The sequence below is a fragment of the Fontisphaera persica genome (assembly GCF_024832785.1).
GTDB lineage: Bacteria > Verrucomicrobiota > Verrucomicrobiia > Limisphaerales > Fontisphaeraceae > Fontisphaera > Fontisphaera persica.
In genome coordinates this window covers 3,074,789-3,096,681 of the sequence record NZ_CP116615.1, presented here as the reverse complement: position 1 = coordinate 3,096,681, position 21,893 = coordinate 3,074,789, and the positions used below count along the sequence as shown (strand labels likewise).

General features: G+C 61.4%; 15 protein-coding genes. 5 read left to right on the top strand and 10 right to left on the bottom strand.

Going from position 1 to position 21,893, the window contains the following annotated elements; translation table 11 throughout:
• Positions 1-14 precede the first annotated feature (14 nt).
• The 6 genes from NXS98_RS11565 to NXS98_RS11540 form a co-directional block, all read right to left on the bottom strand.
• Positions 15-455, bottom strand: a complete 441-nt coding sequence (locus tag NXS98_RS11565) for a hypothetical protein (protein WP_283845139.1) — start codon at positions 453-455, stop codon at positions 15-17.
• A gap of 116 nt (positions 456-571) precedes the next feature.
• Positions 572-859, bottom strand: a complete 288-nt coding sequence (locus tag NXS98_RS11560; protein WP_283845138.1) for a 2Fe-2S iron-sulfur cluster-binding protein — start codon at positions 857-859, stop codon at positions 572-574.
• A gap of 251 nt (positions 860-1,110) precedes the next feature.
• Positions 1,111-1,434 carry a hypothetical protein gene (locus tag NXS98_RS11555; RefSeq protein WP_283845137.1) on the bottom strand — a complete coding sequence of 108 codons (324 nt, stop codon included), beginning with the start codon at positions 1,432-1,434 and terminating at the stop codon, positions 1,111-1,113.
• A 54-nt stretch (positions 1,435-1,488) separates the two neighbouring features.
• Positions 1,489-4,359 (bottom strand): family 78 glycoside hydrolase catalytic domain, encoded by a 2,871-nt coding sequence (locus tag NXS98_RS11550; RefSeq protein WP_283845136.1) that lies wholly within the window; start codon positions 4,357-4,359, stop codon positions 1,489-1,491.
• A gap of 133 nt (positions 4,360-4,492) precedes the next feature.
• On the bottom strand, positions 4,493-5,644 hold the full coding sequence (gene rhaT / locus NXS98_RS11545; protein WP_283845135.1) for an L-rhamnose/proton symporter RhaT: 1,152 nt from the start codon (positions 5,642-5,644) through the stop codon (positions 4,493-4,495).
• A gap of 36 nt (positions 5,645-5,680) precedes the next feature.
• Complete coding sequence (locus tag NXS98_RS11540) at positions 5,681-6,955, bottom strand: L-rhamnose isomerase (RefSeq protein ID WP_283845133.1); 1,275 nt, start codon at positions 6,953-6,955, stop codon at positions 5,681-5,683.
• A gap of 266 nt (positions 6,956-7,221) precedes the next feature.
• On the opposite strand from NXS98_RS11540, the gene NXS98_RS11535 reads away from it, so the two are divergent.
• Genes NXS98_RS11535 through NXS98_RS11525 form a run of 3 tightly spaced genes read left to right on the top strand, consistent with a single transcriptional unit; the run spans position 7,222 to position 10,021 of the window.
• Positions 7,222-8,097 carry a helix-turn-helix domain-containing protein gene (locus tag NXS98_RS11535; RefSeq protein WP_283845132.1) on the top strand — a complete coding sequence of 292 codons (876 nt, stop codon included), beginning with the start codon at positions 7,222-7,224 and terminating at the stop codon, positions 8,095-8,097.
• A gap of 54 nt (positions 8,098-8,151) precedes the next feature.
• On the top strand, positions 8,152-8,568 hold the full coding sequence (locus NXS98_RS11530; RefSeq protein ID WP_283845131.1) for a C4-type zinc ribbon domain-containing protein: 417 nt from the start codon (positions 8,152-8,154) through the stop codon (positions 8,566-8,568).
• Positions 8,540-10,021 carry a cellulase family glycosylhydrolase gene (locus NXS98_RS11525; RefSeq protein WP_283845129.1) on the top strand — a complete coding sequence of 494 codons (1,482 nt, stop codon included), beginning with the start codon at positions 8,540-8,542 and terminating at the stop codon, positions 10,019-10,021. The genes NXS98_RS11530 and NXS98_RS11525 overlap by 29 nt, the downstream gene beginning before the upstream one ends.
• A gap of 111 nt (positions 10,022-10,132) precedes the next feature.
• On the opposite strand, the gene NXS98_RS11520 is transcribed toward NXS98_RS11525, so the two are convergent.
• The gene (locus NXS98_RS11520) at positions 10,133-13,147 is read right to left on the bottom strand and encodes a PQQ-binding-like beta-propeller repeat protein (RefSeq protein WP_283845128.1); all 3,015 of its coding nucleotides are present in this window, start codon (positions 13,145-13,147) and stop codon (positions 10,133-10,135) included.
• A 157-nt stretch (positions 13,148-13,304) separates the two neighbouring features.
• Here NXS98_RS11520 and NXS98_RS11515 point away from each other — a divergent pair, with 157 nt between their 5' ends.
• Positions 13,305-13,538 (top strand): ferredoxin, encoded by a 234-nt coding sequence (locus tag NXS98_RS11515; RefSeq protein ID WP_283845127.1) that lies wholly within the window; start codon positions 13,305-13,307, stop codon positions 13,536-13,538.
• A gap of 54 nt (positions 13,539-13,592) precedes the next feature.
• On the opposite strand, the gene NXS98_RS11510 is transcribed toward NXS98_RS11515, so the two are convergent.
• Positions 13,593-14,882, bottom strand: a complete 1,290-nt coding sequence (locus tag NXS98_RS11510) for a competence/damage-inducible protein A (RefSeq protein WP_283845126.1) — start codon at positions 14,880-14,882, stop codon at positions 13,593-13,595.
• Between the two features lie 17 nt (positions 14,883-14,899).
• Positions 14,900-16,183, bottom strand: coding sequence for a uroporphyrinogen decarboxylase family protein (locus NXS98_RS11505; RefSeq protein ID WP_283845125.1), 1,284 nt, complete (start codon positions 16,181-16,183; stop codon positions 14,900-14,902).
• A gap of 216 nt (positions 16,184-16,399) precedes the next feature.
• Between NXS98_RS11505 and NXS98_RS11500 the strand changes: the two genes are divergently transcribed.
• A complete protein-coding gene (locus NXS98_RS11500; protein ID WP_283845124.1) occupies positions 16,400-19,192 on the top strand; it encodes a hypothetical protein in 2,793 nt (930 codons plus the stop codon).
• Positions 19,193-19,240: 48 nt separating this feature from the next.
• On the opposite strand, the gene aceE is transcribed toward NXS98_RS11500, so the two are convergent.
• The gene (gene aceE / locus NXS98_RS11495; protein ID WP_283848165.1) at positions 19,241-21,865 is read right to left on the bottom strand and encodes a pyruvate dehydrogenase (acetyl-transferring), homodimeric type; all 2,625 of its coding nucleotides are present in this window, start codon (positions 21,863-21,865) and stop codon (positions 19,241-19,243) included.
• Positions 21,866-21,893: the final 28 nt, after the last annotated feature.

Here is a 21,893-nt window from a genome sequence, read left to right as displayed (position 1 = left end):
CCCGCTGCGGAAGCTTAAAACTTATCCTCGCCGTCGTTCAACAGCGACTCGGCTTTGTCCGCGGTTTCCACCACCGCGCTGATGGTGGTCAACAAAGAAGTCGGGTCGGTGTCTGCGGCAATTTGGGCGGTAAAAGCGGCGTAGCAGTGATTGGAGTTGCTGGAGCGCAACAAGCTCCAGGCACCCAGTTTCACGTGGGCATTGTGCACCAGCAGCGCGTTGGCGACATCCCCCGGCAGCGGGCCTTCGCTTTCGTAGCCCACACTGAAAATTTCCCGAATTTCCAGTGGCCCTAGGTGGGTGGTGGCCGAGCGGATAAAAACCGTTTGATGGCGGTTGTTTTCAAACTGGAAGCTGACTTGGAAATCACCTTCGGCATCCACACGATATTTGAGTTCGAGAATGTCCAGGAGTTTGGCCACCCGGGGGTCGCCGGTTTTGGAGCCAATTAACATATGCAGGAGGGGTTGGGGTTTGTGGTTGAAATAATTTGACCGGCCGCAAAGTGCTACTGCTTGCTGGCCATAGCTTGCCCCTTTGCCCCAAAACGGTCAACCGCGAAAAACAGGCTTTAATGAATCTGCCGCAGCACCACCTCGCCGCGCAGGATTTTGTTGCAGCAGGTCAACCGGTATTTTTCCGGGTCCCGATTCCAGGCATCCAAAACATCCAATTCTTCCGGCGTGGGTTCGGTGATGTTTTCCATGCCACTGACCACCTCACAGACGCAGGTGCCGCAACTGCAATTAAAGCACCCGGCCTCCATCTCCACCCCGGCCTGCTCGCCAGCTTCAATCAAGTTTTCTCCCGCTTCCACTTCCGCCGATACGTTGGCGGGCAATATCGTAATCTTAGGCATAATCAATTCCCTGTTTGACCATTAGCGCAAGGATGCCCAATGTCAAATGACATCGCGGGGCCAAGGCTTGAGCTAAAGAGGCAAATCCCCAATCTCCAGACTTGGAAAAGGCGCGCAATCAGAGCTTGGTTTGCGGCGACGGCATCCTCCAAAAAACACGGAAAGCACGAGCCTTCATCCCTTTACCCGGCCACGCCGCGCTTATCCCTCGCGGCCATCCTTTTTGCCCGTTCGCCAGCACGGGTCACTGGTTAATTGGTAAACACCAGCGGCACAGTATAAGCCACAGGTTCACCAAAAGCGATGGGAACAGTTTGTGCCCGGTCACTTTTTGTAACGGTTTGCTCCCTTTGACGCGGTTTGCGGGTGTCATTCTGGCACACTGGTGCTTCGACTGTCAGGCAGCGGCTGTAGGGACGCTTCCTTGAGCTTTCCAGCATGCCGGTAGTTTGCGAAATGGCGAACCGGCTGATATTCAATTGGTTAACCAAAGCCGGTTTGGTGGGCGCTGCTGCCACCGGGATGATGGCACAGGTGCCGCGCTCAAACTCAACCAATTGCAACTCAATTCGCATGGTTGCATTAGCAGCAAACCACGTGCCGAGCGCTATTGTGAAAATTGGCGCGCGTCAAGGCGTCACCAGGGACGTAAAACGGTAGCTGCCGCTGCCCAATTCCAGAATGGCCCGCTGGTTTTCAAACCCCAGAATCTTGACGCCTCGCGCTTTGGCCAGCGGCTTGCCGTCTTCAAACACTGCCTCCAAGCGGCTGGCTGGCAGATAGAGGGTGGCCGTGGTATTGGCAGGGAGGGTCACGGCATAATCAAACACCCCCGAGTTTCGTTGCCAATGGACTTTAATGGGGCCATTGATGGAGTCATAGGCAACTTTGACCCAGGAGATGGGAGGATTTTCCGGGTTGCTGCCCGGGGTGGGGGGATGCGGTTTGAGCACCAGTTGGCGGAAACCATCCCGTGCCGTATCCACGCCGGCCAGAGTGACAAACATCCACTCACAGACGGCGCCAAAGGCATAATGGGCAAAGGAATTCATGGAAGCGTTCTGATTGCCGGCGGCGCCGTTGAAGCCAAATTCCTTCGTGTAACTGTCCCAGCGTTCCCAGATGGTGGTGGCGCCTTGTTCCACTTCAAAACCCCAGGACGGAAACCGCCGGCTCTGGAAAAGACGCACTGCCAGGTCATGGTGGCCGCTGGCGGTCAGGGCGGGCAGCAACGGTTGCGTGCCCAGAAAACCAGTGGCCATGCGATGATCGCGCTCCTTGATTTTCTGCGCCAGCCGCGCCCCGGCTTTTTCACGGAGCTCCTCGGGCAATACCCCGGAATAAATGGCGGTGGCATAAGCGGTCTGGGTGTCCACGGTAAAGGTGCCGTCCGGCTTGACGTACTTGGTGGTGAAGGCCTTGCGGATTTTTTGGAACAGGTCCTGGTAGTCGGCCGCTTCTTCGCTGCGTCCCAGGGCGGCCGCCATTTCCGCCATCAGGCGGGTGGTGTAGCCGAAATAGATGGTATCCAGATAATCCAGCGGGGTGGGTTCATTGAGATTGAGCCAGTCACCGTAACCATTGCCATCGGGATGGGCAATGCCGAGGTAATCTTTGGCCACCTTGCGGCGCCACTGCATGAAGCGCGTCATGGAAGGCCACATCCGGTCAATCAGGCGCGTGTCCCCGTACACTTTCCAGACGGTGTAGGGCACAATAATCCCCGCGTCCGTCCAACCGGTGGCCACGCCGCCGCGGCCCACCATGAAGGGATAGGGGCAGTAATCGGGGTAGGGACCGTAATCGAACTGGGCTTCCACCACTTCGCGCAGCCATTTGGAGTAAAAGGCGGCCACGTCGGCGTTGTAGGTGGCGCTGCGGGCGTAGATTTGGGCATCGCCCATCCAGCCTTCGCGCTCGTCGCGCTGGGGGCAGTCGGTGGGCAGCTCCAGGAAATTGGCGCGCTGCGTCCAGACGATGTTCTGGAATAAACGGTTGATGACCGGGTCGGAGCATTGAAAACTGCTCTTGAGCGGCACATCCGAATGCAACACCAAGCCCGTGATGGTGTCCGGCTCCGGCTTGCCGGGCAGGCCGGTGACTTCCACATATTGAAAGCCGTGGAAGGTGAAGCGGGGTGACCATACCTCTCCCTTGGGGTCGCCCTTGAGGATGTAGGTATCGGTGGCGCGGGCTTTGCGCAAGTTTTCGGTCATCAACCGGCCGTCCGGATAGAGCATCTCTCCATAGCGCAGGGTGATTTTCGTGCCCGCCGGCCCTTTGACTTTGAGCCGGACGATGCCGGCAAAGTTTTGGCCGAGGTTGAAGATATAAACATTATTCGTGGGCGAAGTGATGCGGAGAGGTTTGATTTCCTGGGTCACCCGCACGGGCGGGGCGGGGTAGGCCTCCAATTTGGCGGGGCGAATGAAACCAAAGTCCATCATCCGGACGCGGCCTTCATTGTCGAAAAAGGGCGCCATTTGATGGCTGTAAATGGCGGCGGGCAGCACCGGCTCCCATTGCCGGTCATCGAAACCGGCACGGGACCATCCGGGCATTTCCAGGCGGGCGTCATACACCTCGCCCATCAGGATGTCCGCCTCACGTTCCGGCCCCAGGCTGGTGGTTTTCCAACTGCCATCCGTTGGCACAATTTCACGCGAGCCATCCCTGTATTCCAATTCCAGTTGGGCCATGAGTGCCGGGGTGCGCCCGTAGATGTCGCGGCCGGTTTTATGGGGGCCCAGGCCCACGAGCAAACCGTACGCCAGGTAGCCGGAGTACCAGCCTTCGGCCACGATGGCGCCCAGCGCGTTGGGGCCGGGCTTGAGCAGATGCGTGACGTCGTAGGTCTGGTAGTACACGCGCTGGCGGTAATCGGTCCAGCCCGGCGTGAAATAAGCATCGCCCACCTTGCGGCCGTTGACCTGCAGCTCATAGATGCCCAGTGCCGTGGCCCGCCAAAGGGCGCGGCGCACAGGCTTGGCGGGCACGAATTCGCGGCGGTAATAACGCGCAGGCGGCAGGTAAAGCTCGGCTCGATTGGTGTGGAAGGGCGCTTTTTGGTTGAAGGTAATCCATTCCGCCTGCCAGTCGGACGGCTCGAGCAGGGCCATGGTCCATTGCGCCGGCTGGCTCCAGGCGGAGGGCTGGTCGTCTTTGTCCCACACTTTCACCTTCCAATAGGCCTCCTGACGCGAGCGCAGGGCCTGGCCGCGATACTCGATTTGCGATGTCCGCCCGCTGGCCACCTTGCCGCTGTCCCACAAATCACCGATGTCCTGGGCCAGCTTGCGCGCCGAGCTGGCCACCAGCACGCGGTAGGCGGTCTGAGACTGGCCGCGGGCGGCGGAAGTGACTTCCCAGCTCAAACGGGGGAGGGTGGTCTCCACCGCCACGGGATTTTCCAGATATTCACAGCGCAGGTGGATGGGGACCAGCGCCGCGCTCAGCCAGGATGCCGAGGCCAACAGGGTCAACAGGATGCGTGTACGCATAAAAGTATTCAGTAACAAGTCAGGTTGCACTGCAAGCGTGGATTAAGCCGGGGGACGGCTTTTCCCGCCCATCGCCGATTCAACGGGGAGCGGTCTCTCCCGCGTGTCAGCTCCCAGGCCTGCCCATTCGTTTTCATCCTCCGCCCATTTGAGTTTTTAGGTACGTGCCGTAGCCAATGATGATGGTGGACAAAATCAACGTGGCGATGCCCGCGCCAATCAACACATGTGCCTTGCGGCTGGCGCCCTTCCACTCGTGCAGAATCCATCCCCACATGGTGCTGAAGATGATAATGCTTGCCATGTGCAGGGTCCAACTGGCAAAGCCAAACTTGCCCATCTGGGTTTCGCCCATGGTGTAAAAGAAAAATTGCATGTACCACGTGGTGCCGGCCAGGGCGCTGAAGCAGAAATTGCGCAGCCACGGCACGCGCAGGGCCTCGGCGGGGGGCGTGGACGCATTCGCCGCGGTGGGCCTGGCGTGTTCCGGCCGCAAATAGCGGCTGAAGTACTGGTAGCCGGTGCCGTTTTTGAGGTTCAGGATGACGCACCAGATGAAATTGGTGGTGAATCCGCCCAGCAACACCACCACCAGCTTGGGCAGGCCGGTCCAGATTTTATTGGTCCCGGCCTGCAAAGAAGCCTCATTGATGGGGTTGCCGGCCGTCAGTGCAAACGCGAAGCAGGCGCTCATGATGCCCGAAAAGGTGGCCACCAGAATGCCCTTGGTGAAACTAAACTCGGCAATCGCCTTTTTCTTTTCCGCCTCGGGCATTTCGCGTTCCTTGGTGAGGCCGGCCAGCGCGGCAATGGCAATGCCCGCCAGGCACACCACCACGCCCAGCAGAGTCACCTTGCCGGGCGTGGTGCCCACAATCTCACCCAGACTGGCCTCGACGGGAATGTCAGGAAAAAAGGATTTTGCCAGGGGTGGCACCAGCGTGCCAAAGGCCGCACAATAGCCCAGCGCCACCCCCATGCCCAGAGACATTCCGAGGTAGCGCATCGTCAGGCCAAAGGTCAGTCCGCCGAAGCCCCAGAGGGCGCCGAAGAAATAAGTCCACCAGAGGGTCTTCAGGTCCTGCTGCTGGAGCACGCCCCACAAGTTTTCGGTCATCAGGCTGGCCAGCAGCCAGGGCATGATAATCCACGAAAAGAAACCGCCCACCAGCCAATAGGTTTCCCACGCCCATTGGCGCACGGCTTTGTAGGGAACATAGAAACTGCCGGACGCCAGCCCGCCCAGCCAGTGGAGGAAAACCCCGAAAAAAGGCCCTAGATTCATGCTTGTGTGCTGCTTGGTTGAAAGGGGAGAGGAGATTTATTGCCGCCGCGAGAGCACTTCCCGCTCGTAGCGCTTGACTTCCGCCAGCCATTCGCCGCCCACCGGCACGTTGTGCCGGAGACAATGGTAATCCCACACCGCGCCGAAAGGCAGGGTCTTGGCTTCTTCCATCAACGCCAGGCGGGCGGTGTAATCGCCGGCCAGCTCCAGCTCCTGGTACGTCTGGTACGGCTCCAGCAGGGCGTAAAGCAGCGCGCGGAGGAAATTGCGCGCGCCCATCGTCCACGCGGCCACGCGGTTGATGCTCGCGTCAAAAAAGTCCAGACCCAGATGCGCCCGATGGAGGAAATTGCCGCGCACCAGCTCCTGCGCGATGCTCAGCAATTCATCATTCAAAATCACCACATGATCGCTGTCCCACCGCACGCCGCGGCTGACATGCAACAGGATTTCGTCCACGAACAGCATCACCGAGGAGATTTTGTCGGCCATGCTTTCGGTGGGATGATAGTGCCCGGAATCCAGCGTCAGCAGTTTTTTGTTTTTCACCGCGTAAGCCAGATAGAACTCGTGCATGCCCACCGTGTAACTCTCCGCGCCGATGCCAAAGAGCTTGCCCTCCACCGCATCGAGGTTGTGTTTCGGGTTGAGCGGTTTCTTGAAGATGGCATCCAGCGCCGCCGCCAGCCGCTCGCGCGGCCCCTTGCGGTCAGCGGGAAGGTCTTTCATCCCATCGGGAATCCAGACATTGGTGACACACGGAGTTTTCAACGCGCGGCCCATGGCCGCCCCGATTTCCCGGCAGAGCTGGCAGTGCTCAATCCAAAATTGACGCACGGCCGGGTCGGGATGCGACAGGGTGAATCCGCTGGCGGCCAGGGGATGCCCGAAGCAGGTGGGGTTGAAGTCCAGGCCGATGCCCAGACCTTTGGCCCACGCAATCCAGCCCGCGAAGTGTTGCGGCGCAATTTCGTTGCGGTCCACCTTTTTGCCGGCAGGAAATTCCCCGTAGGAAGCATGCAGGTTGAAACGATGCCGGCCCGGCAGGAGCGAAAACACCATTTCGGCGTCCTGCCGCAACTCCTGCGGGGTACGCGCCTTGCCGGGATAGTTGCCGGTGACGGCCAGTCCGCCGCCCAGGGTTTCTCCGGCGGATTCAAAGCCCCCGACATCATCCCCCTGCCAGCAATGCAGGGAGATGGAGAGGGTGGCCAGCCGTTGCAGGGCGGCCTCGGTATCCACGCCCAGCGCGGCATATTGTTCACGTGCCAGTTGGTACGCCGTTTCCAGTTTCTTGGTTTTCGCAGCCATAAGCGGGAGCAGGAGTCATTCAACGCCAGCGGGCCGGCGCCAGTTCATCCTTAAAAGCCACAGGCCGAGAACCGCCCGCCGCCCGCCGCCGACGGGGGCGGAAGGCGCAAACACCGGCGCCACCGCTTTTGCGGCAGCTTCGATTTTCAATGTTCGGACGGTGCCGGTTCATTGGGTTTCTTTTTTCTGCGTTGCCGGAAGTCTAGATGGCGGACGGGCGGCCTGCCTTGACAATGGTGCCAAAAACCAGCACAAAAGTGCCAGTTGTGTCACACCGCGTTCTCAAGACCAGCGACTGGTTCCATGCGGATGGTTTTCCCATTGCCGTGGAGCGGCGCAATCCGCAGGAGCCTTTTCCCATGCACGCGCATGAGTTCAGCGAGCTGGTCATCATCACCGGGGGAAGCGGTTTGCACGTGACGGGCGGGCGCGCTTATCCGCTGGCGGCGGGGGACGTATTTGTCATTAGCGGCCGGCGGCCGCATACCTACGCCGGCCTGCGCCGGCTGTGCCTGGTGAATCTGCTGTATCAGGCGGACAAACTGCAATGGCACTGGGCCGACTTGCCGGCGCTGGCGGGGTACCATGCGCTGTTCACGCTGGAGCCGGCGTGGCGGCGGCGGCATGAATTCAAAAGCCGGTTGCATCTCCAGCCGGAGGAACTGCGGCACGTGCTGGAGCTGGTGGAGGCGCTGGACCACGAGCTGCGCCAGCGCTCGCCGGGTTTCGGTTTCATGGCCACCGCGGCCTTCATGCAAATCATCGGTTTTCTTTCCCGCTGCTACAGCCGCTCCTGGAATCCCGATGCGCGCGCTTTGCTGCGGATTGCCGAGACCATCACGCATCTGGAGACTCATTACCATGAGCCGGTGAATCTGGACACGCTGGCGCGGATTGCGCGCATGTCCAAACGCAGTTTGCTGCGCGCGTTTCATGCCGCCACCGGCAGCACGCCCATTGCCTATCTGCTGCAACTGCGGCTCAACCGCGCGGCGCATTTGCTGCGCCATTCCAGCCAGAACATCACGGAAATTGCCTTTGCCACGGGCTTCAACGACAGCAATTACTTCACGCGCCAGTTTCGCCAGCGTTTTGGCGCCAGTCCGCGCCAGTGGCGGCAGCACCTGCGGGCGGCAGGGTGAGCGGCATTTTTTATATGGACTGGCCGGGGGAGGCAGGAGTAGTACTATGGACTCATGAATGACGTTGTCATTGCGACGATTCAGAACCTGCTGGAACTTCATCAACTGGAAGAGCAATTGGACCGTGCCCGGACGGGCAAGGCGGAAATCCAAGCCAAAATCAACCTGATTCGGGAAAAATTGATCCCCAATATCCTGGGTCATCATGATCGGATGCGCGCGCGCGGGCGCAAGAGCATTGCGCCGGTGCGTAATGGTGTGTGCGCCGGCTGCCACATGGTGGTGGCCACCGGCATCCTGGCCACCCTGCGCCGCCAGGATGACATTCAACTCTGCGCCAATTGCGGGCGTTATTTGTACATTGACGAAACCCCTCCCGAACCGCCGGCGGAGGCGGCCGTGCCGGCGGGCGAAGCACCCCCCAAAAAAGCCCGAAAAAAACGTGTCAGCAAAAGAATCCCGGTGGAGTAATTCCGCGGTCGTTCTTCTCAAGGCCGCCGTCCTGCTAACCCTGGCGCTGGGCGTGGGCGGGGTGGCGTCCCTCGCCGCGCCGTTGCCGGCCGTTCGCGTCGCGCCCGACGGCCGGGGCTTTGTCACCGCCGAGGGCCGGCCCTACGTGCCCTTCGGCGTGAATTACTACCGTCCCGGCACCGGCTGGGCGCCGCAGCTATGGAAAAAATTTGACGCCGCCGCCACGCGGCAGGATTTCGCGCGCATGAAGGCGCATGGCGTGAATTGCGTGCGCGTCTTCCTGACCTACGGCTCGTTTTATTGGGAAAAGGGCAAACTTTCGCCGGAAGGCCTGGAGCGCCTGGACCAGCTCCTGGCGCTGGGGGAGGAGTTTGGCATTTACGTGCACCCCACCGGCCCGGACCACTGGGAGGGCTTGCCGCCCTGGGCCGCGCGGGACCGGCTGGCCAGCGAGGAGGTGCTCGCGGCGCTGGAGGATTTCTGGCGGTTGTTGGCCGCACGCTACAAGGGGCGGGGCGTCCTTTTCGCTTATGACCTGCTGAACGAGCCGGAAATGCCGTGGGATTCGCCTGCGCTCAAGGAGCGCTACGCCCGCTGGGTGGCGGCGCGTCATGGCACCCCGGCGCAGGCTGCCCAGGCGTGGGGGCTGCCGGAGAACTTTTTCGCCCATGGATTGCGCGCCCCGGAAGCCAAAGACCAGCCGCGCAACGCCTGGTTGCTGGATTACCAGCATTTCCGCGAGTCCGTGGCGGACGAGTGGACGCGCCGACAGGTAGCCGCCATCAAAAGCGTGGACCCAAATGCGCTGGTGACGGTGGGCTTGATTCAATGGTCCATTCCGGCCGTCTTGCCCACCATGCGGCATTATTCCGCCTTCAAACCCTCCCGGCAGGCGCCGATGCTGGATTTCCTGGAGTTTCACTTTTATCCACTGGCCCAGGGGGCCTACGAGTACCGCTCCGCCGAGGAGGAATGGCGCAATCTGGCTTATGCCGAGTGCCTGGCGCGCGAAGTGGCCAGGGCGGGCAAGCCCGTGGTCATCGCCGAAATGGGATGGTATGGCGGCGCCCAACCCCGCTTTGACGGCGGGCGGCATCCGCAAGCGGATGAGGAGCAACAGGCCCGCTGGTGCCGGCGGTTGGTGGAGGTGACCGCCGGCCATGTGACGGGCTGGCTGAACTGGGGTTTTTATGACCAACCCGAAGCCACCGACGTCAGCGAGCTGACCGGCCTGATGACAGCACAGGGTGAAACCAAGGCGTGGGGCCGCGAATTTCATCGTTTGTCGCGGCGGCTGGAAGGGAAGGTTTTACCGCCGCGTCCACCGTTGGAGCGCCCGGAAATGGATTGGGATTTACTCATCACCAGCCAGGCAGCCGCGCGGGAATACCTTGAGCGTTATTACCAAGCTTTCCGCCGAAGCCCACCGTCCGTCCCGGCCCTGCTGGAGTAGCGGACGGTTGCGGTGGAGGTTGAATGCAAGGCCGGGAGGCAGCGCAAATTTCCCGTGGAATTGCCCCTTACCCGGGGAATGTCCAGGGCGACGTGGTGATTGTCCCACCACTTACCCGAAGCATAGCAGGCGGCCGTTTTCGAGGGTGACCAGGACGCGGCCGTCGCGCGTAATAGCCAGCCCCCATGGCACGGCAGGGGCGGGGAGCGCATGTTTCCACAACAGCGAGCCATCCTGCAAACTCCAGGCGCAAAGCTCGCTACCGGTGGCGGCCACCACCGCATTGACTCCTACGGCAATGGCCCGTCCATCGGGGGTAGGATGACTCCATCGCGGGGCGGGTTGTTTTATTTCAGTATTGCCCCAGTGGGTGCGCTGAAAGGCGGGGCGGTTTGGCCCCAGGTCATCAAAGCACATCAATTTGCTGTTATTGGCCCAGGCGAGATCCCACCCTTGCCCGGTGACGTACAACGTCTTCTTCAACACCCAGTCATCAAACACCGGCCATTGGGGATGCGCATAATACGGTTTGCCGGCAACGCGCACGTCATTTCCCACGAGGTAAAGTTCCCAGCCGCGCGGGCTGAAAGAGCCCAGGAGGTTGCCGCGTTTTTGTTTTTGGGTGAAGTCCTCCTCATTGAGGCAGCGGCCGGTGGCCAAATCATAGACGGCCGGGGAAACGGCGTTGCCTCCGGCCATATAGAGGCGCTGGCCCAGAAGCAGCAGATGCCCCTGCACGCCCACTCCGGTGCGGCTTTCGCGGTCCAAATGGCCGGAGGTGTTGTTTTGCCAGCGCAGGCTGCCATCGGCCACGTTCAGGGCATAAACATGCGTGCCGTCGTAATTGGCCAGTCCGGCGGCCACGTACGCCACCCCGTCCTGCGCCAGCACACCGCTGGCGGCGGGCCAGGTGGAGAGCAGCCGGCCATACACCGGAATGCGGCGCTCCACGGGCGCGGCGCGGAATTTCCAAAGGAGGGCGCCATCGCGGGCGCGCCAGCAATACACCCAGCCATCGCCGCTGCCCGCCAGAGCCCGCCCCTCCGCCAGGGTGGGCGGCAGGCGCAGCTCGCCACCGGTAAAGGCGGTCCAGGCATTTTGTCCCGTGGCCGCGCGGACGGCCCGCACCATGCCATCGGAGCCCCCGACAAAAACAAAGTCTTCCACGGCGGTTGGCGCGGTGGGGGTGACCTGCGGCGGGAGGGCAAATTCCCAGAGCAGTCGCGCTTTTTCCTGAATGGCGGCGGAGGTGCGCACCGAGCCTTGGGCGTTGGCGCGGAATACCGGCCAGTCATTGCTGCCGACCAGGAGGGGCCGAGGATTGCCCGCCGCCCGCAAGCGCTGGAGGCGCTCACTCTCGCGGGCGGGCTGGTTGAAATCGAAATTGCCGGCCGGTCCCAGGCAGGTGATGCCGTAGAGGCTCAGGTTGCAATCGCACACCGAGGGCCACCAGTAGAGCAATCCGTGGGCCACGGTCACGCCGTCATGGCAGTTGGGGCGCATGGGGGAGACCAACTGGGGGCGGTCCTGCATGGTGTCCAGGCGCACAGAGCCTTCACCGGCCCGGAAAAAGATGGCATCGGGCGTGGCGGTGGGACGGGTGCAGGCCCGGCGGTTGATGGCGATTTCCGCCAGCACGCGGCCGGTCAGCGGGTCAAACTTGCGGCTGATTTCCTTGTCAATTTCACCGCTGATGCCGTAAAGGGCGTTGTCATAGAGCACCAGTTGATAATTATCGTAAGGTTGGGTCCAGAGCAGCCGGCCGTCATCGGTGGAAACCGCTGCCAACCGTGCCATGGCCGGGCCGGCAAAATAGAGGGCGTGGTCGCCGGCGCGCATCAGGGCCGTGGTGCGCCAGTTGGTGCGCCAGTCCTGGCGCCCCAAGTATGGTCCAAGCGCCTGAAATAGCTCTGGCGCGTTTTCGGGAGTTTTGCGCCAGATGACCTTGCCGGTGGCCGCCTCCAGCGCCACCAGATATTGGCCGTGGCTAAATAAAAACAGGCGTCCGTTCTTGAGGCAGATGGCCCGGCCGTCCATCGGTTTTTCTTCCACGTGCCGCCACAGGATGCGCTTGCTCTGAGGGTCTAGGGCCAGCAGCGTGTGGCCGTAGCCCCACGGGTTTTCCGGCTGATTGAAGCCGGGGGAGAGCGGATTCCAGGGCCAGCCATGGCCGGTGCTGCGGGCGCGGATGACCGGGTCGCGTTTTTCCTGCGGGCCAATCATGGCATACAGCACCCCCTCCTCCAGCGCCATCCATTTCCAGAAGGTGCCGCCGGCCACGTCTTCCGGCGGCGCAATTTCATCTTCCAGCTCGCCGGTGGCGGCGTCGAAGATTTTGCAGGAACGGTCATCCCCGAAGTAGAGGCGGTCCGCGGTGGCGATGAGCGTGCTGCGGTGCACCATGAGGGCCGGGGCAATCTCGCGCCGCCAGAGCAACGTCCCGTTGTAACCATTGAAGGCGGCCAGGGTGTTCAGCCAGGGTTCCTCGCGTTCCTTGAAGGCAATGTGGCCAAAGGCCTTGAAAATGCGGCCGGCGGCGGCCACCGCCACCTGCGGCAGGGGGGCGTAACGCGGGTCCGCCAGGAATTGGGTTAAATAAGGTCCGCGGGCCACCTGGTCGCGGGAAACGGGATTGTTGTCCGGCAAATGATAGGGATGCGTCCAGTCATCCACGCCGGGCGGAAACGGTTTCACCAGCTTTTTAGCGCCCAGGATGACCTCACCGCCCGGGCGGGTGACGCGCAGGGCCTCGGCTTCAGGCATTTGCAGGGCCGCGCCGATGGGCAGGGTGACATCCGCCAGATGGTCGGCGAGGTGCAATTGGCTGAACGGCCCCTCCTCGATGAAAATGCGGACGCCATACAAACCCGCGCGGGCGGCGTTTTGGCGGGCGGCGGCCACCTCGGCGGCGGTGGGGAGTTGCACGTAACAGAACAATTCGGTATCGCGGCAGAACTGGAGGGCGGTTTGTGCGCCGCGGTCTCCGGGAAGGGCCATCCATCCGCGCTTCAGCACCAGCGGGCGCGCGGCGGCGGAGGCCTCCGCGGCCCCGGCAGCCAATGCTCCCGCCAGCATGAGGCTTCCCACCGCCCCAAGGCACGCTGCCACCAATGCTCGTTTGCTCATAGGAAGTTGCCTGTTCAACTTAACCTCTGGCCCCGCGGCCGGCCAGCGGTTTTTGGAAGGCAAAAAAACGTCAAATTTTTGCCAAAAGTAGCTTGCCAAGCCGGGGGGAAACCGCAAGATTTGGGTGTTAGTTAACGCTTTTAACACGGAATATCTTATGGCTGACAAAGCAAACAAATACCCGATCAACGCGCCGGGCAAATATTACGTGGACAATCAGTGCATTGATTGTGACCTGTGCCGCGAAACCGCTCCCAATAATTTCAAGCGCAACGAGGAAGGCGGCTTCTCTTACGTGTTCAAACAGCCGGAAAACGAAGAGGAAGTGAAGCAATGCGAAGAGGCCATTGCCAACTGCCCGGTGGAAGCCATCGGCAGTGATGGAGAGTAAGCTTTCTTCGGGTGTTGTTTTCGGCCCCGCAAGCGCCCTCGCTTGCGGGTTTTTTTATGGCCGCCCCTGTTCCAGGGGCAGGCCGTTCAGCCATCGCCGCAGCAAATCCAGCGCCTGCTGCGTCGTGACATATTTGAACGTCTCGCGGTCCATGGCGTTGAGGTGGGGTTGCACGTGGATGCCCTCCCGCCACGCCAGCGCGATGAACACCGTGCCCACTGGTTTCTCCGGTGTGCCGCCGCCCGGCCCGGCGATGCCGGTGATGGCGATGGCCACCTCGGCATTCGCTCGTTGGAGCGCTCCCCGCGCCATTGCCTCCGCCACGGGCGCGCTCACGGCGCCATGTTCCGCCAACAGCGCCGGGGGCACGTCCAGCCATAGACTTTTGGCTTCATTGGCGTAAGCCACCACGCCGCCCCACAAGGCTTGTGAAATGCCCGGCACATTGGTCAGCCGGTGGGCGAGAAATCCCCCGGTGCAGGACTCCGCCAGCGCCAGCCGCGTCTTATTTTCCAACAACCGCCGCGCCACCACTTCTTCGAGGCGCTCCTCCCCTTCGCCATAAATAAAAGGCCCGATGAGCCGCTCCACCACCTGGCGGGCCTGGCGGACCCGCGCGGCGGCCTGCGGCCCGCGCGCCGAGAGGCGCACATCCACCTCGGCGGGGCGGGCGCAGAAGCCCAACTCCAGCCCTTGTTGCAGCAGCTCCTGCAGCGGCGGGGAGATGATTTCCTCCACCCGTGATTCGCCCAGCCCGCTGGAGCGCAGCGTCACCACCGCGTAATCCTCCAAGCCGGCAAAATGCTGGCGCAAGCGGGGCAACACCTGCTCCCGAAACATGGGATGCAACTCGCGCGGCGGCCCCGGCAGCATCACCAGCACCGCGCCGCCGGCGGCGCGAAACTGGCCGGCGGGCACTTCCATCCACAAGCCCGGCGCGGTGCCAAACTGGTTCATGAAAACGGTGGCCCCCTCCGGCACCAGGGCCTGCACTTTGGTGCTGGCCGGTTGCACCCGTTTGCGCCGCTCAAAATAGCCGGCAATATGTTGCAACACCCCGGCGTCTTCCCGCAGGGCGCGGCCCAGAAGTTTGGCCACCTCCTCGCGGGTCAAATCATCGGAGGTCGGCCCCAGTCCGCCGGTGGTGATGACCACCTCCGCCCGGCCAAGAGATTCACGCACCGCCGCGGCGATTTCCGGCCCGGTGTCCGGCACGGTCACCTGCCGGGTCACGGCGAAACCGGCGTCGGTCAGTTGCCGGCAGAGCCAGAGTTGATGAGTATTGAGCACCCGCCCCAGCAGCAGCTCGGAGCCGGTGTTGATGATTTCCACGCGCGCCGTCATGCGGCGGCAATGTAGCCTCAAACGTGCGCCCTCGGCAAGCTGCGCCCCAGCACGGTTTCGTACATGGCCAGCACATTCTCCACGGGGGTGTGGGCCTGGATGTTGTGAATGGTGTTGAACACGAAGCCGCCGTTTTGGTTGAAAATCCGGATGCGCTCGGCCACTTCCTGCCGCACTTTGTCGGGCGTGCCAAAGGGAAGAGTTTGTTGCGTGTTCACGCCCCCGCCCCAAAAGACCAGGCGGTCGCCGTACTGGCGCTTCAAGGTTTCCGGCTCCATGCCGGCTGCCGAGCATTGCACGGGATTGATGATGTCCACGCCGGCGTCAATAAAGTCATCCAAAAAGGCGGCAATGGAGCCGCACGAATGATAAAAAGTCTTCCAGGGGGTGTGTTGGTGCACCCAGTCGTTGAGCCGTTTATGGAAGGGTTTGAACAGCTCGCGGTACATCCGCGGAGCAATGAACGGACCACGCTGCGAACCAAAATCTGTGCCGCTGATGACCAGCACATCAATCTTGTCGCCCACCGCCTGCCGGTACAGCTTGAGGTTTTCAAACACCATCTCGAATTGAATCTCAAAAATCTCGCGGATGTAATCCGGCCGCTCGACGAGCATTTCATACCAGCGCTGGGGGTCCCGTATGCCTTTGGGATGCGCCACATGCAGTCCCGGCACCAGCGCAATGTCCCCAAATCCGCCCTGACCCCAGCAGCCCACCAGTGATTTGTCGGTGTTGCGGTAAAGGTCATCGGTCACCCGCTGCAGGAAGGCCAGGTCTTCCTCGGTGTGGCGGCTTACCTGTTGCTCGGCAAATTCGCGCGGGTCCAGGTGTTCCTCGGCATCGGGTGCCTGCCGCACAATGGCATCAAAGAAGTCGCCGCCCTTGGGCATGCGGGCGCAGGGGGGCGCGCGCAAATCGCCCTGGGGATACATCAACCAGTCGCCCTGCTCATCCACGGTGATGTTGAAGCATTCGCTGACCAGCACTTCGGTGCCATCAAACAGGGTCAGGGGTTTCCAATTTTGATTGCGGAAGCCAAAAATGGTGGTGGGCAGTTTGATGGTGACGGTGTCCACCCCCAACAAATCCGCCACTTCCGGCTCCACCTCGGCCAGCATTTGGTAAGGTTCATCCACTTTGACGCGCTTGGGTGGCAGGCCAAGCGCCCGGCGCAGTTGGCTGTAGGTGCTGGCGTGAATGCCGGTAACCCATGTGCTGCCCAGGTCCAAAGGCACGCGGTCCGGGGCGCGATGATTTAGAGCGGTGCGCACACGCTCGCGGGAAGTCATGGTTTGCATGGCCTTGTGGTATCGCTCCCGCGCCGCCATTCCAAGTCTAAACTCTGGCCCCGGGCTGTGGAGCAAGGCAACGCCGCCTTGCGTAACAATCGGAAAGGTGGCGCGAAAAAGGCGGGCGGGCAGTAAAAGTTTGAATTTTAATGTTTTTTTGCCATGCTGTGAGCCAGCATGATGGCACAAAAGCATAGCCCTGCCGGGTGGTGGATTTTCTTTTTTATGGTTTCCCTTATTCAGGGGATGGCCGCCCCGGCCCATGACCTGTTTCAACAACGATTGATTCTGCCGCGCACCAACTATGTGGTGGTAACCACGGACAATGTGGGGGCCACTTTCGAGACGGGGGAGCCGCCCTTGCTCCCCAGCGCGAATCGTGAAACCATTTGGTTTGAGTGGACCCCCCCCGCCAATGGCAATTACCTCATCTCGACCTTTGGCAGCTCTTTCGACACCGTCCTGGGTGTATTCACCGGCAATAGTGTGAGCGCCTTGACTCAGGTGGCGGTGGACAATGACGGCGTGGACCCATGGGGGCCGGCGGGGGGGGATTTAATTGCCCTGACCAATGCCAGCGCCAGTGTGGCCTACAAAATCGCGGTGGACGGCGTGGCGGGCAGCCCGGCAGGGGTGGTGCGGCTGGTGATTGTGCCCAATAACGATTCGTTTGCCGACCGGCGTCTGGTAAGCGGCGCGTTGGTGGAACAGATTTCCTACAACGGCAAGGCCGGCAAGGAGCCTTACGAGCACACCCATGCCACCGGCTCCATTTTCCGCGGCACCAATCCTCCGGGCAAATCCCTGTGGTGGGAGTGGACGCCGCCGGCGCCCGGCAATTATCTGGTGAGCACTTATCCGAGCAGTTGCCAGACGGTCCTGTCCTTGTACCGGTCCACGGGGCCGGAAATCACCAATCTGGTCAAGGTGGCTTCTGATACTGAAGTCTATTGGGGCGGCGACATGTCCATTGACCGCTTTGGCAATTTAATTGCCTTCACGGTGACGAGCACCACCGAGGTGTACCGCATTGCGGTGGACGGAGCGCAATGGGTGGACGGTGGCGTGACCAACACCCAGAGTGGGGAAATCACCCTGCGCATCCAGCCCCACAACGACCACTTGAGCCAGGCCCTGCTATTGACGGGCGCGGTAGTGACCGCCACCGGCATGAATGGTTTGGCCACGGAAGAATCCGGCGAATCCACCAAAATCAATGCCACGCAGGATGACCCGTTCAACACCCGGTTCTTCCCGCGCCGCACGGTGTGGTGGAAGTGGTCACCCCCCGTCAACGGCAACTACCTCATCACCACCTACGGCAGCATGTTCAACACCTTTCTGGGCGTGCTGACCAATGCGCAAAATCCCCCCACCATTGCCGGCCTGAGCTGGGCAGTTGCGCCGGATACCAGCGATGACAACGGAGCTTCCGCCATGGACACCACCAGCCTGGTGCCGCTGGCCAATGCCCAGACCAATCAGATTTATTACATCTTTGTGGACGGCGCTTATGACGTGAATGCGGAAAATTACGGGTTCATCAAGCTGAGCATTGTGCCCGACAATAACCTGGTGGCCAGTCGGGTAATGCTCAGCGGAAATCAGGCGACCAGTTACAGCTACAATGGCCGCGCCAGCGCCGAGAACCGCGAGCCACTGCCCCCGAACGCCGAGCGTGATTTGCGCACCCTCTGGTGGGGCTGGGTGGCACCCACCAACGGTCTGGTGACCATTGACACGGCCGACAGCAGCTTCGTCACCCTGCTCGGCGTGTGGACGGGCAATAATGCCGACTTTACGGATTACCAATTGGTGGCGTGGAATGTTTATGGCACCAATGATTTCCGCAGCCGCGTCAACTTCCCCACCGTGCCGGGGCGTGAATATAAAATCCAGGTTACCGGCGTGGCGGCCACCGAGTATGGCGAGGCTGTGGTGAATTTGCATTTCCAACCCATGCCCGCCCTGCCCAATGACGCCTGGGCCGGCGCCGCTCCGCTGAGCGGCTCCGTGGCCACCGCCACGGCCACCAACCTGATTGCCACCAGGGAAGCGGGCGAGCCAAATCACGCCGGAGTGGCGGGCGGACGCTCCTTGTGGTGGCGGTGGACCGCGCCCGGCAATGGCGCCACCACCATCAACACTTTCGACAGTCTATCCTTGCATCCGGACAACTACGGCGGCCCCCTCGATACGGTGCTGGCGGTGTACACCGGCACGGCGCTGAATAATTTAGCGGTGGTGGCCACCAACAACGATGACACGTTTTTTGCCCCCAACAGCGCGGTCACCTTTAATGCCGTCGGCGGCCGCACCTATTACATTGCGGTGGACACGGCTTTGTTCGGCGATCCGCCTTCCCTGGATTTTGGGGTGGTCCGGCTGCAGCTTGAACAGCTCACCACCCCGCCCAATGACATGTTTTCCAACCGCGTGGCCATCGCCGGTTTTCCCGCGATGGTGACCGGCTCCACCGTCAATGCCACGCGCGAAACTGGTGAGTACTCCAACCCCAACATCGTGGGGGGCGGCTCCATTTGGTGGAGCTGGACGGCGCCGTTCAATGGACGCGTCATCTTCACCACGGAGGGCAGCAGCATAGACACCGTGCTGGCCATTTTCCGGGGGGTCAATTTTAACGTCGCCAACCTCCTGGCCCAAAATGATTTTGCCAAGGACGGCGCCCGTTACAGCCGTATAATCCTCAGCGTGACCTCCAACACCACCTACAACATTTCGGTGGAGGGCCAGTATGGCGCGCAGGGCAATGTCATTTTGAAAATCCTCTCCACCAATCAGACCATCAGCGGCGCCAGCTTGCTGACCAACGGCCATTTGCGCCTGAGTTTTCCGGCCTTTCCGGCGTATAACTATGAAATTCTCTACGCGGACGAGGTGACCGGCCCGTGGCAAAGCCTGGATTTAATCACCGCCACCAACAACCTGATGCATTACACCACGCCCGACCCGCGGCTGTCTCCGCGCCGGTTCTATCGGGTGGGCGAGGTGGATTAAAGCGCCTCCGTCACCTTGGCCAGGCCCCGGGCCGGCAAGGCCCGGCGGCTACAGACATTGCGGAAACGCCTTCTCCGGGTCCACCCCCAAATCCTTGATGGCCTGCGTGACCACCGAGGGCTTGATTTTGCCCTGCTGGCTCAGCGCATACAGGGTGGCAATCACCGTGCATTCGGCATCCACTTCAAAAAACCGGCGCAGACGCGCCCGGGTATCGCTGCGGCCGAAGCCGTCGGTACCGAGGGTCATCAACCCGCCGGGCACCCACGGCGCAATCTGGTCGGGCACGCTCTTCATGTGGTCCGAGACGGCCACAAAGGGGCCGGTTTCTTTTTCCAGGAGCGTCTCGAGGTAGGATTTGCGCGGGGGTGCCTCCGGGTGGAGCATGTTCCAGCGGCGCGCTTGCAAGGCATCGGTGCGCAGTTTTTTGTAGTTGGTGGCGCTCCAGACGTCCGCCCCCACCCCGTAACGGGCGGCCAGGATTTCTTGCGCTTTGAGCGCCGAGTGAATCAGGGTGCCGCTGCCCAGAATCTGGGCCTTGTATTTCATGCCTTCGGGCGCGGGTTTATACTTGTACAAGCCCTTGAGGATGCCTTCCTCCACCCCGGCGGGCATGGGCGGCATGGGATAATTCTCATTATAGAGCGTGAGGTAATAGAAGATGTCCTCCCCCTCCTGGTACATCCGGCGCAGGCCGTCAGAGATAATGACGGCAATTTCGTAGGCGAAAGCCGGGTCATACGTCAGCAGCGTGGGGATGGTGCTGGCCAGCAGCAGGCTGTGGCCGTCCTGATGTTGCAGCCCCTCGCCGTTGAGGGTGGTGCGTCCGCAGGTGGCGCCGAGCAGGAAACCGCGGGCGCGAATGTCGCCGGCCAGCCACATGAGGTCGCCCACCCGTTGGAAGCCGAACATGGAATAATAAATGTAAAACGGCACCATGGGGATGCCATGGGAGGCGTAGGCCGTGCCGGCAGCGATGAACGAGGCCATGGAGCCGGCCTCGGTGATGCCTTCTTCCAGAATCTGGCCGTCGCGCGCTTCCTTGTAATACGAGAGCGACTTGTGGTCCACCGGCTCGTAAAGCTGGCCCTTGGAGGAATAAATGCCGAACTCGCGGAACAGCGGGTCCATGCCGAAGGTGCGCGCCTCATCGGGGATGATGGGGACAATGTGCTTGCCCAGGGTCTTGTTGCGCAACAGTCCCACCAGCAGCCGCACAAAGGCCATCGTCGTCGAGGCCGGGGTGCTGGAGCCTTTCAAAAATTCATTGAACTCGGAGAGCTTGGGCGTGGTCAGCGGCGCCGCTCTGACCTTGCGCTCAGGCAGGAAACCGCCCAGCGCCTTGCGGCGCTCCAGCAGATACTTCGTTTCCGGGCTGTCCGGCGGCGGTCGGTAGAAGGGCGCCTCGGCAATTTCCTCATCGCTGATGGGCACGCCGAAGCGGGCGCGGAATTCGCGCAGCTCCTTTTCGTTGAGCTTTTTTTGTTGATGGGAGATGTTGCGGCCTTCACCCGCCTCGCCCAGCCCGTAGCCCTTGACGGTTTGCGCCAGGATGACGGTGGGCTGGCCCTTGTGGTTCACGGCGGCATGGTAGGCGGCATATACTTTTTTGCGGTCATGGCCGCCGCGCATCAGCTTGCGCAACTGGTCATCCGTCAGATGATTCACCAGCTCGAGCAAGGGCGGGTATTTGCCAAAGAAATGCTTGCGGATGTAACTGCCGGGTTCGACGGAGTACTTTTGGGATTCGCCGTCAATGGTTTCCTCCATGCGCCGTTTGAGCAGGCCGGTTTTGTCGGCTTTGAGGAGCTTGTCCCAATCGCTGCCCCAAATGACCTTGATGACATTCCAGCCGGCGCCGCGGAAGGCGCTTTCCAATTCCTGAATGATTTTGCCGTTGCCGCGGACGGGGCCGTCGAGGCGTTGCAGGTTGCAGTTGACCACCCAGATGAGGTTGTCCAGGTTTTCGCGGGAGGCGAGGGTGATGGCGCCCAGCGTTTCCGGTTCATCTGATTCGCCGTCGCCAACGAAACACCAGACTTTAGGTTCCTCGCCCTTTAATAAACCCCGGTTTTTCAGATAACGGTTGAAGCGCGCCTGATAAATCGAATTAATCGGCCCCAATCCCATGGACACCGTTGGAAACTGCCAGAACTCCGGCATGAGATAGGGGTGGGGATAGGAGGAGAGACCGCCGCCCTCAGCCAGTTCCTGCCGGAAATGGTGCAGGTGTTGCTCGGTCAGCCGGCCTTCGAGAAAAGCCCGCGCATAGATGCCGGGCGCGGCATGGCCCTGGAAAAATACCATGTCGGCGGGACGGTCCCCATCACCCCCCCGGAAGAAATGATTAAAGCCCACCTCGTACAAGGTGGCGCAGGAGGCGTAGGTGGAGATGTGGCCGCCAATGCCATCATTATCCTTGTTGGCATTGACCACCATGGCCATGGCATTCCAGCGGATGTAGCTCTTGATGCGCCGCTCCAGCTCAGCGTCGCCGGGATAATCGGGTTCTTCCTCCGGGGGAATGGTGTTGAGGTAAGGCGTGCGCACGACGTGCGGCACTTCGAGGCCGGCTTTGCGGAGCCGCTCGATGAAGGTGCTCATCACCATGCCGGCCTCCTCCGGCGGCTCTTCCGCCAGAGAGACTTCCAACAAGTTCTCGCAGCAGGCCATGGCGGCGTTGAGTGCCGCCCGCGTGGCC